Origin of the sequence: Fluviicoccus sp. (assembly GCF_030646115.1) — a bacterium.
Taxonomy (GTDB): domain Bacteria; phylum Pseudomonadota; class Gammaproteobacteria; order Pseudomonadales; family Moraxellaceae; genus Fluviicoccus.
Genome location: NZ_JAUSMX010000027.1, coordinates 12,626 through 25,153, shown reverse-complemented (window position 1 = coordinate 25,153; position 12,528 = coordinate 12,626). Strand labels below are relative to the sequence as shown.

At 61.2% G+C, this 12,528-nt stretch carries 16 protein-coding genes; 8 read left to right on the top strand and 8 right to left on the bottom strand.

The features are described 5' to 3' along the window. Positions 1–121 precede the first annotated feature (121 nt). Both Q7T36_RS15865 and Q7T36_RS15860 read right to left on the bottom strand, forming a co-directional pair. Complete coding sequence (locus Q7T36_RS15865) at positions 122–262, bottom strand: hypothetical protein (protein WP_304850878.1); 141 nt, start codon at positions 260–262, stop codon at positions 122–124. A gap of 109 nt (positions 263–371) precedes the next feature. Then, positions 372–1,004, bottom strand: a complete 633-nt coding sequence (locus Q7T36_RS15860) for a TetR/AcrR family transcriptional regulator (RefSeq protein WP_304850876.1) — start codon at positions 1,002–1,004, stop codon at positions 372–374. Positions 1,005–1,134: 130 nt separating this feature from the next. On the opposite strand from Q7T36_RS15860, the gene Q7T36_RS15855 reads away from it, so the two are divergent. The 6 genes from Q7T36_RS15855 to Q7T36_RS15830 all read left to right on the top strand — a co-directional run bounded on the left by Q7T36_RS15855 (position 1,135) and on the right by Q7T36_RS15830 (position 5,767). Next, positions 1,135–2,667, top strand: a complete 1,533-nt coding sequence (locus tag Q7T36_RS15855) for an NAD(P)/FAD-dependent oxidoreductase (protein WP_304850873.1) — start codon at positions 1,135–1,137, stop codon at positions 2,665–2,667. Between the two features lie 49 nt (positions 2,668–2,716). Then, positions 2,717–3,556, top strand: a complete 840-nt coding sequence (locus Q7T36_RS15850) for an SDR family oxidoreductase (RefSeq protein WP_304850870.1) — start codon at positions 2,717–2,719, stop codon at positions 3,554–3,556. Between the two features lie 222 nt (positions 3,557–3,778). Beyond that, positions 3,779–4,411: a hypothetical protein gene (locus Q7T36_RS15845; protein ID WP_304850867.1), complete on the top strand. Its 633-nt coding sequence runs from the start codon at positions 3,779–3,781 to the stop codon at positions 4,409–4,411. A 262-nt stretch (positions 4,412–4,673) separates the two neighbouring features. After that, positions 4,674–4,958 carry a hypothetical protein gene (locus Q7T36_RS15840; protein ID WP_304850864.1) on the top strand — a complete coding sequence of 95 codons (285 nt, stop codon included), beginning with the start codon at positions 4,674–4,676 and terminating at the stop codon, positions 4,956–4,958. A 175-nt stretch (positions 4,959–5,133) separates the two neighbouring features. Continuing rightward, positions 5,134–5,412 (top strand): hypothetical protein, encoded by a 279-nt coding sequence (locus Q7T36_RS15835; RefSeq protein ID WP_304850860.1) that lies wholly within the window; start codon positions 5,134–5,136, stop codon positions 5,410–5,412. An 88-nt stretch (positions 5,413–5,500) separates the two neighbouring features. After that, complete coding sequence (locus Q7T36_RS15830) at positions 5,501–5,767, top strand: putative quinol monooxygenase (RefSeq protein ID WP_304851628.1); 267 nt, start codon at positions 5,501–5,503, stop codon at positions 5,765–5,767. A gap of 164 nt (positions 5,768–5,931) precedes the next feature. Here Q7T36_RS15830 and Q7T36_RS15825 read toward each other — a convergent pair whose 3' ends face one another. The 6 genes from Q7T36_RS15825 to Q7T36_RS15800 form a co-directional block, all read right to left on the bottom strand. Then, on the bottom strand, positions 5,932–6,318 hold the full coding sequence (locus tag Q7T36_RS15825) for a hypothetical protein (RefSeq protein ID WP_304850857.1): 387 nt from the start codon (positions 6,316–6,318) through the stop codon (positions 5,932–5,934). Positions 6,319–6,880: 562 nt separating this feature from the next. Then, positions 6,881–7,231, bottom strand: coding sequence for a hypothetical protein (locus tag Q7T36_RS15820; protein ID WP_304850854.1), 351 nt, complete (start codon positions 7,229–7,231; stop codon positions 6,881–6,883). 101 nt (positions 7,232–7,332) lie between these two features. Beyond that, entirely contained in the window at positions 7,333–7,836 is a 504-nt protein-coding gene (locus tag Q7T36_RS15815; protein ID WP_304850851.1) for a DUF3916 domain-containing protein, read from the bottom strand. 16 nt (positions 7,837–7,852) lie between these two features. Further along, positions 7,853–9,196: a Fic family protein gene (locus Q7T36_RS15810; RefSeq protein ID WP_304850848.1), complete on the bottom strand. Its 1,344-nt coding sequence runs from the start codon at positions 9,194–9,196 to the stop codon at positions 7,853–7,855. A 91-nt stretch (positions 9,197–9,287) separates the two neighbouring features. Continuing rightward, positions 9,288–9,899, bottom strand: coding sequence for a carboxymuconolactone decarboxylase family protein (locus Q7T36_RS15805; RefSeq protein ID WP_304850845.1), 612 nt, complete (start codon positions 9,897–9,899; stop codon positions 9,288–9,290). Further along, positions 9,896–10,996, bottom strand: a complete 1,101-nt coding sequence (locus tag Q7T36_RS15800; RefSeq protein ID WP_304850842.1) for an AraC family transcriptional regulator — start codon at positions 10,994–10,996, stop codon at positions 9,896–9,898. The genes Q7T36_RS15805 and Q7T36_RS15800 overlap by 4 nt, the downstream gene beginning before the upstream one ends. Positions 10,997–11,043: 47 nt before the next feature. Between Q7T36_RS15800 and Q7T36_RS15795 the strand changes: the two genes are divergently transcribed. Together Q7T36_RS15795 and Q7T36_RS15790 are read left to right on the top strand one after the other, a co-directional pair. Then, the gene (locus tag Q7T36_RS15795; protein ID WP_304850839.1) at positions 11,044–11,988 is read left to right on the top strand and encodes an SDR family oxidoreductase; all 945 of its coding nucleotides are present in this window, start codon (positions 11,044–11,046) and stop codon (positions 11,986–11,988) included. Positions 11,989–12,122: 134 nt separating this feature from the next. Beyond that, the gene (locus Q7T36_RS15790) at positions 12,123–12,437 is read left to right on the top strand and encodes a hypothetical protein (protein WP_304850836.1); all 315 of its coding nucleotides are present in this window, start codon (positions 12,123–12,125) and stop codon (positions 12,435–12,437) included. Positions 12,438–12,528 lie beyond the last annotated feature (91 nt).

Sequence of the window (12,528 nt, the reverse complement as noted above, 5' to 3'; positions counted from 1 at the left end):
TATCAAACCAGACCTTGCTTCGATACTTGTCAAACCATAAATATGATCATGCGTCAGCTTCCGACAAACGGTCAGCCCGGATTGCGCGCCTGTGTCTCGTCGCGGAACTGCTTCATCATCTTCACTGCCAGTTGATGCCGGTCGGTGGATTGGCGTGGGCGCCCATCTTGCGTATACCCAGCCGTGTTCCGGCAAAGAATCCGTTATCGTCCATTCGGATACCGATGATGAATTCCAGCCAAGGCAGAGCCTTGGGCGGCATGAAGAGCAGCGGCCCCGGGGAGAACGGCGTGTCCTGGCCATAGCCCAGCGCCCTGCGAATCCGCTGTTCCTGAGGAAAATCCGTGACAGAGCGACATTAAAAGCCCCCCTCACCCCTGCTTCGCCACCCCATCAATCAACAACCCCAACGTCGCATCCACCAACCGCTGCCTTCCGTCCAAATCATCCGGCCTGTACAAAAACCGCAGCGCCCCCCCCAGCAACATCCCGATCACCGCATGACTGGTCGCCTCCGCATCCAGATCCGCCCGCAGAAAACCCAGCTTCACCCCGTGCGCCAGATATTCCGCCGTAATCCGCGCCCCGAATTCCTGCAGCATCATGATGCGCCCGGTCATCTCTGCATCCACCGAGGTCGCCTCAAACAGCACCATGCGGATCATGTCCGGGTTTTCCGCCATCACCGCCACAAAGCGGTTGCCGATGCGGCGGCACTGCTCGCGATACTCCGCCAGCGACCCCGCCGCACCTGGCGCGTTCTCCGCCGCCAGCGTGTCCATGATCTGCCGCGACACCTCGTTGATCACATGCTCCAGGATGTCGCGCTTGTTTTCGAAGTGGCGGTAGAAGGTGCCATGACCGATGCCCAGCCGTTTGGCAATGTCGGCGATGCCGGTCTGGTGATAACCCCGGGCGGAGAATTCGGCGAAAGCGGCCTGGATGATCTCGGCCCGCAATTGCTGCTTGTTGCGCTCGGCGCGGGACAGGGAAGCGTCAGTCATGGTGGTCCTGAATTTGTGAACGGACATTCGGTTCCAATGTTGACATCACATTCCGCCGATGACAATATGATCCGATCAATGGTACGGAAGTACCAGAAAAATACCGCCACCAGCCTCTCCGGAGTCCCCGATGACCGACGCCCCGAAAGCCGCCAAGCCCCGCCGCAAGACCGCCGTCAAAGCTGCTGAAACCCCCGCGCCGACGCCGGTCCGCGAAGTGGAGGCCCTGATCATCGGCGCCGGACCGTCGGGGCTCAGCGCCTGCATCAAGCTGAAGGAGCAGGGCGTCACCGACACCGTCATCCTCGACCAGGCCAACCGTATCGGCGGCACCTGGGCGGTCAACGACTACCCCGGCCTGCAATGCGATGTGCCCAGCGAGATGTATTCCCTCGGCTTCGCGCCCAACCCCGAGTGGACGCGCACCTATGCGCCGCAGGCGGAAATCCAGCGTTATCTGGAAAAGGTGGCGCATGACTTCGGCATCGTCGATCACGTCCGCCTGAACACGCGGGTGGAAGACGCCCGCTGGGACGCAGCTTCCGCGCGCTGGCACATCACCACGGCAGGCGGCGAGCACTACAGCGCCCGTTTCTTCATCCCGGCCGCCGGTTACATCGGCGAGGCAAAGATGCCGCACTTCCCGGGGCAGGACAGCTTCAAGGGCGCGGTCTTCCATTCCGGGCTGTGGAACCACGACTACGACCTGCGCGGCAAGCGGGTGGCGGTGATCGGCTGCGGCGCATCGGCCATCCAGTTCCTGCCCGCCATCCAGCCCAAGGTCGGCCATATTTACAGCTTCCAGCGCACGCCCACCTGGGTGCTGCCGAAGCCGGACTACGCGGTGCCGGAGCCGGTGCGCAAGCTGTTCAAGCGCGTGCCGATGCTGGAAAAACTGGTGCGCGAATCGGCGCTGCTCGGTTTCGAGCCGTTGCTGCCGCTGTTCCTGCGGGAAAACCTGGTGAAGCGCTTTGGCAACCGGCTGGGGGAAATGAACATCCGTCTCGGCATCAAGGACCCGGCGATGCGCAAGGCGCTGACCCCGGACCACACCTTCGGCTGCAAGCGGCCGCTGCTGTCCAACGACTGGTATCCGGCGCTGGCCCAGCCCAATGTCACCGTGCTGTTCCAGGGCCTGCACCACATCACCGAGAACGGCGTGGTGGGCGATGACGGAAAGGAAATCCCGGTGGACGCCATCATCTTCGGCACCGGCTACGCGGTGGCCGAACCGGCCATCTACCGTATCATCAAGGGCGCCGACGGCCGCAGCCTCAGCGAACACTGGCAGGGCTGCCCGCGCGCCTACCAAGGCATGGCCATCCACGGTTTCCCCAACATGTTCATGATGCTGGGCCCCAACTCGCACAGTCTGGTGGGTTCGGTGATGTGGACATCGGAGCATCAGGCCATCTACATCGCGCAGGCGGTGAAGACGCTGCAGCAGGGCGGTCACCGCCAGCTGGAAGTGCGGCGGCCGGTGCAGGACGCCTTCAACGCGGGCATCGAGGGCAAGCTGGCAAAAATGCCGATCCGCGCCGATGTCTGCGAGACTTACTACCTCGACAAGGGCGGCCGCAACCAGTTCGTGTGGCCGGAATACGGGGTGAATATCAAGAAGCGGCTGACACAGTTTGAGAGTGGCGATTACGCGTGGGGTTGACCCTTTTCCGCACAACAACAACACAGGCCCCCGGGGCCGGAGCACGCACATGACGAAATCCGTGAACCTGAACGGCGCGGTGGTCGCCATCACCGGCGGCGCGCGCGGCATCGGCCTCGCCACCGCCAAGGCGCTGACGGTTGCCGGCGCGCGCGTCAGCATCGGTGATGTCGATCTGGAACTGGCGCAACAGGAGGCGAAGAAAAACGGCCTGCATGCCGCCCGCCTCGATGTGCGCGATCCCGCCAGCTTTGCCGAATTCCTGGCCTCCACCGAGGCCGCACTCGGCCCGCTGGACGTGCTGGTGAACAACGCCGGGATCATGCCGATGGGCGGTTTTCTGGAAGAGTCGCCGGGGCTGAGCGACGCGCAGATCGACATCAATTTCCGGGGCGTGATCCACGGCATGCGCGCCGCGCTGCCCGGCATGCTGACGCGCGGTCGCGGCCATATCCTCAACATCGCCTCGCTGGCCGGACGCTTCGCCATTCCCGGTGCGTCGATCTACTGCGGCACCAAGTTTGCGGTGGTCGGCATGACCGAGGCGGTGGCGGGCGAGTACCGTGATTCCGGGGTGAACTTCACCGTGATCATGCCTAGCGCGGTCAGTACCGAACTGACCTCCGGCACCTCGGAGGCCTCGAAAGGCATGCTGCCGGTGGTGTCGCCGGAGGACGTGGCCAACGCCATTGTCAGCGCCATCCGCGCGCCGCGCCTGATGGTGGCGGTACCCGATTACCTGAACAAGGCGCATGCATTGTACGGCCTGATGCCGCAGGGTCTGGTGGACGCGGGCCGCCGCTTCCTGGACGACCGCCGCCTGCTGAGCAAGCTGGATCATGCCGCGCACGCGGGCTATGACCGGCGCATCAAGGGGCTGACGCGGTGATCACCTGAAGCCGGTCCTGGTCAAGCAACTTCAGCCCCTCCGGCCGGCACAGCATAAAGTGTCGATATAAGGGGAACTGGGCATGGCGGTCGTTTCGGCGTATATATGCTCCGTTACTCCGTATTCTGCCGGGTTTCCGGTGGTTGATGCGGAGGGCAGATTTACCGACCGGCGTTCATGAAGCAGCGCCGGCGACCCTGTATGTTTACGGAGGAGTGCAAGGTGAACAGGCGACAGATCATGACAGGTGCGGGTGCGTTGCTTGTCGCGGTGCTGACCGGGTGCATGTCGCCCGCCGGTCGCACGGGGCAACGCTACAACGAGCAGATCGCCTCGGTCCTGATTTCCGGGGACGGGCGTTATCTGGTGGCCCTGTCGCCGGATTTCCATTACGTGTTCGAGGCGCCGCCGGTGCTGGTGCAGTCCATCCGCGGCGTTTTCCATCCCTTTGTCTCGGCCATGCCTGCCGTGTTCCGGGTGCGTCATGACGGAACCACCGAAGGGGATCTTTACCTGACCGTCAGCCCCGAGGCCGCACCCGGTCTGGTGGAGGCTGCATTGGCCGCCGGCTACCAACCGCAGCAGGACGAACGCGGTCGGGCCGGGGCCATTGCCCGCGTCCGGCTGAATGGCAAGCGCTACTCGGCCCTGTTGGTGGAGAAGGAGGCCTCCTATAGCCTGAACCGGATCTATGACGTTCCGGTGGAGGTGGATGGTTCTGCCGGGGAGGTCATCGCGGCGGCGGTGGCTTCGCCGGTTTCCCGGGCAGCCGATGGTGTGCTGATGCTGTTTGGTGCGCCGCTGGTGGCCATTCCGCACACTGGGAAGACGGACAGCAAGGCAGTGGGGAAGTAAGCGGAGGAGCGGGTGGGGTTGATCAGTCTCTGTCTCCGGGGTTCCGCAGTTTTCCGTTGCAACAGAGCCTTTGAAGCGAATTAAAGGGGGAAGTTGTCGGAATTGTGGGGGCGGCGTAAGCTGGGGGCTTTGGGGCATGGTGCTTTCAGGTTGAATGCACTGTTTTTAACACCATGTCGGGAAAATGCAGACACTGAATTGGGTGTCGATATCAAAGCTAGACGTCTGAAAAACAAAGAAAAACTACACGCAAGAGTGCTCCATGAGATTCAACGATCTTCGCCTCCATGATGCCCTTATCGGAGCTATTCACATAAGCTGGGAATCTGAGCGCTGCGACATCCGTTTCAATTTGGTCGGAGGCGGCTGTCAGTGGTTGGTTTTTGAAGGCTTCACGAAGCTAGATTTTCCGAGGGCCGAGCCATGGGGGGCATCCCAAAGCGTCAATACGGTTCAAGAGAAAGCTCCAGGCGTATTTGAAATAGAACTGCAGTCCGGCGATGTTCTGCACATTGTGGCGCCTCATTGGAGCTATCGCAGTGAGTAGATCCCACCGCACCCTAGGTTCCACCTCGAAGTGCAACACAACCAATATGCACCAGCGAATATAGCTAGTCCTTCTACTCACATATCAATCAACGCGGACGTCATGACATTTTGCATAAAATCCGCAAATGTCACGCTGCCGGTTATTTCCACGTTAGGCCTTCCTCGGAGCGTATATGCCAGACCAAAATCCCGAAGTGAAATTGCTCGCTCACGCGCTATATCAAATGAGAATTCTCTTGTCGGGCCATCTTGGCAGCATGTGCAAAAGCCCTATCGAGGTTCGAGTCGCCGCGCATATGGCGTATGCGTTGCACAACGAGGCATTGGAAATCATCGAAGGCCGCCACTTCGACGTAGGTTCGGCCTTGAAGAAGATTGAGGCTATAGACAACATCCTAGGCACAGAGGACGGCACGAGGTTTTCCCGCTTTGTATCTACAGGGAAGGCCTAACAATCAATCCAGCGGACCCCGTCCGGGGAGGCTGATTTCCAACGTTGGGCGTCTTGTCTGGCCGCGAAATTTCAGAGAACTTGTTTTGGTGATAGTTGCCGGATTCATCACAGTTCGCTCAGGAGATAGAGAGGAATTCCTGAGCCTTTCAGCGGAAGCCGTTGCCAAAGCACGCGCGGCTCACGGATGTCTGGACTTCTCCGTATCACCAGATATTCTGGAAGCGGAAAGAGTGAATGTTTTTGAAAAGTGGGATAGTTCAACTGATCTCCTGAACTTTCGAGAAAACGGGCCTTCAAATAGATTGACCGGGTTAATCGTTTCTGCAGAAGTCATTGAGTATGAGGTCGGCTGAATGGGAAGAGCTACTCGGCCCTGTAGGTGGATGGTTCTGCCGGGAAGACGGACGGCAAGGCAGCGGGGGAGTAAGCGGAGGAGCGGGTGGGGTTGATCAGGCTCTGTCTCCGGGTTTCCCGGTTCTTGCAGCGATAACGAGGTTCCTTATGGACTTGTCAGGTTTCACCTGGTTGCATAAGTGAAACCGCTGTTACGGAACCATGCCTGAATGTGTGAGCCTGACGTAATCTTTTGCGGCTGGCCCAGAACATTAGGGCAATTCGTGAAATCCAGACGAATTTGAAATTTTTGGGATTCCGACACAAGCACAGGGATTTTAATGTCCGATTCGCTGCTGTAGCGATAGATGCTATTTTTGATCTGGTCCGAGCGAACCACAACGCTGCGATCGGGGAGCAAAACTGAGGCGGACGAAATTTTGCAGTCCGTTTCATTGAATATTAAGACCCAACGGTAGTTTGGCTGAAGCGCCGCCGTTATGGACTTGAGAAAAAATCCGGCTGCGATACCTAGCAGCATGAAGAATAAAAGCAACAGACCCTTTCGCATGCTTTTGAAGCCCGACGTTGATATCGACCCCGAATCCGGCGCCTGTAATTTCCCATGTAAGCGGTTGAAAATCCAACCATCCACTGCAGGTTCACTATGGTGCTAATCATGATCCGTCCCCTGGTTCCTGTCTTATAGAATTGTTAGATGCGCCCTCACAGTGACTCATATATGGCATTACCGAGTTCCACCGCGCTACTGGTCCCGGCCAAATAGTCATCTAGGTCAAAAGTTGGAGCGCACCAAGTATGTTTTGCTCGCTTCCGTGCGATGTAAGCACGGACATAAGCCAAAGGATTATCTGAACTTCTCTCAATGAGATCTGCCACCCGATCAATTTCCGACGCGAAGTCGGAAGCCCTTGTGAAGTAGTCAGAACTCACATCTCCACCAGCCCGCACAATGGCAGCTGCGTTCCGAAGATTTGCAATAAGTGTCGTGGCACGGTCAGTCATAGGCGCATATACTCTGATATCGACCCCGAATCCGGAGCCTGTATTTCCCGAGTACACAGTTAAAATCCCAACCATCCACCGCAAATCCCGGCCACCCCAAGTTCATACTACGCCCCCTCCCGCCGCGTCAACTGCAACTCCGCCCACCGCACATCCGCATGCACCAACGCCGCCCCGGCCCCCGGATTCCACACCGCCGACAAATCAAACTCATCCCCGAACACCTGCCACCCCTCCGGGGCCAGCGCGCGCACCAGTATCCACACCAGCTCCGGGTCCGTCGTAAAACCAATATGGAAGCCCAGACAATCCGGCATCTTCCAGTACCGTTCCGGGGGCGACAGCAGGTAAGGCCCGCACGGCCCCAGCGACTCCGCCAGCAACGGCCACAGGCCGGGTGTCATGCCGTCAATGTCGAAACGCACATACAATTGCAAATGGATCGAAGCGGTCATCATCACGGGCATCCGGCAGGGGGGGTGGCCCTGATTCTAGGGGTTTCGCCGAAGGATGACAGCGTACAAAAGGGATCATGAGGCTCCGCCCCCGTTTCCCCGGCCTAGGCCTCCTCCCCGATACACCACCACTCCACCGGGACACTGTCGTCCGGCTGGGTGACGTCGTGTCCATGCTCCCGGAAATGCGGGGGCACTGTCAGCGCTAGCTGCTCCGAAAGACGCCGTGGCGCCAGGGTATTGGATTGGCCCAGCAAGCCCTCGTAATAGTCCTTGTCATAGAAAATGGTCACTTCGCTTTGATGCAGCCACGGCCAGGTAATCAGGCAGGCAACCCGGTAGTACCCGTGGGTATTGCCGCGCGAGGCCTCCGACAAACCGGCCGCGGCCTTCAGCAGCTGGGCGACACAGCGGGTCTGAATGTCCGGATTGGTCTGAGGCCCCTGAACCAGCGCGGTGTGGACCGGAATCTTCCAGTTGCAGAACAGCTCCTGTTGATCGGAGCGGGGCCGAACATGGCCCTGGAAGCCCTGCGCCCATTTCTCCAGGGCGCGCATCCGGCGCGGAATGCCGCGCAGTTTTCCGTGGCTCAGTGCAATCTGCCTCATGGCGATCTCCGGTCATTCATTTTTCGCACCAAGCCCGATACTCCGACGGCCGCAACCCGTATCGCGCCAGAACCCCCTCGTGCAAGCGCCGCAATTCCTCCACCGCCAGCGCCTGCACCGCCTCCCTCTCTGCTGCCGGGACGTCAGCCCACACCGCCTCACGGATAACCGCCAGCGCCTCCCGATCCGGATGCAGCACCACTTCCCGGATCGTCTGCCGTATCAACTCCCGCCAGGCCAGACGCAAGGGATCCGGCTCGGCCAGATCCTGCCGGATCGCCACATATTCCTGCGTCGACCGCTCGTAGGCCCACACATACAAATCCCGCAGCAGTTCCACCCGCGTCAGTTCATACACGCCCAGGATCGCCCGGCTGTAGGCCTGTTCCGGCACATCCAGAAACGTCAGCGGACAAAGGTTTGCCCGGAACAAGGGCAGGTTGGCGGCCAGCCGTGATGTGCGTTTGTTGATGTCGGCAAACGGTTGCAAATACGGCAGATGCACCATGAGGAAGAAGGAAAGCTCGAAGGGGTCGGGAATGGCGGCTGCCTTGTCCAGCAAACGCTCCAGTGTGACTTCGATCGCTTGCGGCAAGGACAGCGGGCGATAGACGCTGCCGCCGATGTCCACGGCATGCCGCCGGATGCGTCCTTCATCCGCCGGGTTGGGCAACAGGTTTTCCGCCAGTGCGCTGTGCAGGTTCATCAACAGGTAACGGCTGAGCCTGGCCTCGCCGCTGTTGTCCACCAGCAGTTCGATGGCTGTCTTGTGGTTTAGGATCATCTGCGTTTCCAGCGCCGCCTTGCCGCTGGCCGCCTGCCCCAGTTCAATCAGCTTGCGGGTATCCAGCCGTGAATAGGTGTTACCCTCCAGATGGCTCGACGCCCACGACAGGTCGATCAACAGGCGGTTGAGCATGGCGCGGCTGTAGGTGCCCGCCGGCGCTTCCGCCGGTCCGGTTTTTCCCATGCGGTGCAGTTGGCGGCGCAGTGGCTCCGGCAGATACCATGTGATGCCCGGTTGATAGCTGTCCAGAAAATCCGTTTGGTATCCAACCGGCTTGCGCGCGGACAGGGGCTGGTCCAGATAGCGCAAAATATCCCGACTGTCCTCCGACAGCGGGATATGGGCAGGAAAGCTATCGTCAGCGACCGGTAACCCGGCGGGCGGGCGGGTAATGAAATAACGTCGGGCCCGGCCTTCGCCCTGCGCGAAAATCCGGCCGTGCTCCAGCAGGTGCGCAATCTGCCGCTGCGCGGTGCGTCGGGCAACGGCAGGGTGACGGGTCAGCAACCCGGCAAGGCTGATGCCGTCCGGGGTTTCGGCAATGCTTTCCAGCAAGGTATCCGTGGCGGGCATGGGTCGTTCTGGCGCGGTTCTGGTCGGGAAGTGGCGCCATTATGGCGCGGTTCCGGGAACTGCGCCACTCCGGATGGCGCGGTTTTACTTCCTAAGCCGCCACCCGCCGGTAAAACCCCTGCAACTCCGCCTCGATCACCGGCTCCAGCCCCAGCCCCGCCGAATTCAGGAAGCCCGCCAGCATCTCGTAATGCCCCACCAGCAGCGTCAGTTCCACCAACTGCCCCTCCGAAAACCGCGCTTGCAACCGTTCCCACGTTGCCGCGCTCACCCGTTTCTCCCGGCACAACTCCTCGCAGGCATCCAGCGCCGCCGCATCGCGGTCGGCCGCCCAGCCTGCCGGCCCGCGCGCCACCGCCACAATCTCCGCATCCGTCACCCCTGCCCGCAGGCCGATCTCCACATGCTGGCCCCACTCATAACGGCTGCGGCAGTTCCACGCCGTGCGCAGAATCAGCTTCTCCCGCGTGACTGGTGGCAGCGTGCCGTAGGGCATCATCCGTGAGGCGAAGGCCAGCCATGGCCAGAACAGGCGCGGGTGCCGGCCCAGCAGCGCGATTACATCCGGCACTTCGCTGCGGCCCATCAGCCGCGCCACGCCGGACAAGGCGCGGAACAAGGGTTTGCGCCCGGTCGGAGTCGGGGCGGGCAGGCGGTCGGTGCTTTCAAACCAGCCCGCGTCAGGTTGCAGGTAATCGGTCATGGCGGTGAGTCTCCTGAGGCAGGGGGAAGGGTGTCGCGGCAGGCACCGGGTGTTTGCCCGGTCAACCGTTTGAACCAGCGGACAAAAGCCGGATAGGTGGCGAAACCCAGCCGGTCGGGCAGTTCGGTGAGGGGGAAGGCTGGGTCGGCCAGCAGGCGGTGGGCTTCGCCCAGCCGCACCGCGTCCAGCAGGGTTTGAAAGCTGGTGCCGGCCTCGTCCAGCCGCCGTTGCAGGGTCTTGCCGCTGAGGCCGAGTTGAGCCGCCACGGTGTCCTTGGCGGGGAGGCCCTCCGGTAGCAGCGCTGCCACCAGCGTGCGCACGGCGGTGGTGATCGACCCGCTTTGCGGCCTGCGCCGCAGCAGGGTGTCGGCCTGTTGTTCCAGCAATGATTTCAGCACGGCGTCACCGTGGCGCAGTTGGCGCTTCAGCGCATCGGCAGGCAGCACCAGCGCCGTCTCCGGGCGGTCGAAATGCACCGGTGCGCCAAAGACCGCAAAGTACTCGCGCAATAAGGTTGGATTTGCAGGCGCGGCGTGACGGAATTCGACGGCGCGCAGCAGCTCGCGGTCGCTGTCTTCCAGCAGCAGCCGGGCGACGGTGACAAACACCCCCAGCACATACTCGGCAGCCTGACGGCGGAACTGTTCCCCGCCCGCCGCGCTGCGCCAGCGCACCCGCACCGCACCGGGCGCAAACTCCAGCCGGGTTTCCCCCACGCTGCTGAGCAGGCCGTTGAAGCGCACCACGGTTTGCAGCGCATCGGCCAGCGTGGCGCAGGACTGGAACACCAGCCCCAGCGCGCCGAAGGTGGGCGGCTGCACGCTGACGGCCAGCCGCAGGCCGGGCAGCGGGTCGCCGTCGGCGTTGATCCAGGCGATCAGCATCGCTTCCACGGCGGTCATCGGCACGGCAGCGTCGGCGTCGGCCAGATCGGCGCGGCTGAGTCCGCCCGCTGCCAGCACCGGTTCCATATCAACGCCCAGCGCCTCGCCGCGCGCCAGCACATGGCGCAGGTGTCGGGCGGAAATCCAGTCGCCGGGTTCGGTCGGGGTGGTGTCGGTCATGGTCGCTTCGGGGGAAAGTCGGGATGGGGCCATCCTCGCACAAATCCGAGAGGGGGATAGAGGCTGTCCCGATGAGGAACATGAAATGTCCCGTTCGGGTAAGTGTGCGGACGGAAGATGACGGCATCATGGCTGCATCAACCCCCACCACCGAGGACGCCATCATGGGCTCAACCACTTTCTGGAACGGCAAACTGTGTTTCATCACCGGCGCGGCCGGGGGCATCGGTCAGGCGGTGGCGGTGGCCGTTGCACGGCAGGGCGCGCGGCTGTTGCTGACCGATCTCCGCACCGACGAACTGGAACAGACAGCGTCAGCCATCCGCACCGAAGGCGGGCGGGTGGATTTCCTGCGCGCCGCCAACATCGCGGACTACGCCGAGGTGCAGGCGATGGCGGACGAGATTCACGCCCGTTTCGGCAGCATTGATGTGGTGATGAACATCGCCGGGATTTCCATTTGGGGCCGCATTGAGGATCTGGAACACCGCCACTGGCGCGACAGTGTCGAGGTCAACCTGATGGGTCCGATCCAGGTCATGGAGTGTTTCGTGCCGCCGATGATCCGCGCCGGGCGCGGCGGGGCGGTGGTGAATGTGTCCTCGGCGGCGGGCTTGTTCGGGCTGCCGTGGCATGCGGCGTACAGTGCGTCGAAATTCGGGCTGCGCGGGGTGTCGGAGGTGTTGCGCTATGATCTGGCGCGGCATGGCATCCGGGTGTCGCTGGTGTGTCCGGGGGCGGTGGATACCGGGTTGGTGCGGACGGTGCGTATTGTCGGAGTGGATCGGGATGATCCGTTGATGAAGCAACTGACCGGGCGTTTTCAGAAGCATGCGGTGTCGCCGGAGGCGGCGGCGGGTGCGATTTTGCGGGGGGTGGAGAAGGGCAAGTATATGGTGTTTACTTCGCCGGATATCGCGGCGGGTTATTGGTTTCAGCGCAAGTTTGCGCTGCCTTATGATCTGGTGATGCGGGGGATGAACCGGTATCTGGAGCATGTGCGGGCGAAGGCGGGGGGGCGGTAGTTGGCGGTTGGGGAGGGGGTGGTGTAGGCTGGGGGAGTTGGGGGGTGGTGATTTGAGGGGGGCACGGGTTTTAACGCCCTTCTGGGAAATTACTGGAACCGGATTCGGGGTCGGATAGAAAGTTAGGGTTTATCATGTCGTACTTCGCATATGATCGAATGGGGGCATCAATTCATGCTCCGAGTGAAAAAATAATGAGGGAGCTATTGGAGTCTGTCTCTGGTTCTGACCCAGAGCATCCTGATGTTTCATTAAACGATGCTGAAGGATGGTCTCTTTCTTATGGGTCATCTCGTAGGATGTCCTTTGAGAATGTAGAAACAGGAGAAGGCCCTTGGCATCTCAAAGAAATATCACATGCTCAAGCCATTGAGTTATGGCTTCTGCTTTCTCAAGGCAATATTGGGCAACTGCAGGCCAATCCTTGGCTTCCCGGCTATTGTAGTTAGCCCTAACAAGTCAAAAAAATCCGGGACGGAGCGACATTCCTGATGTCAGGATGACGGGCAGCAGGCGCGGGGTTGTATCCACGGGCTTGAA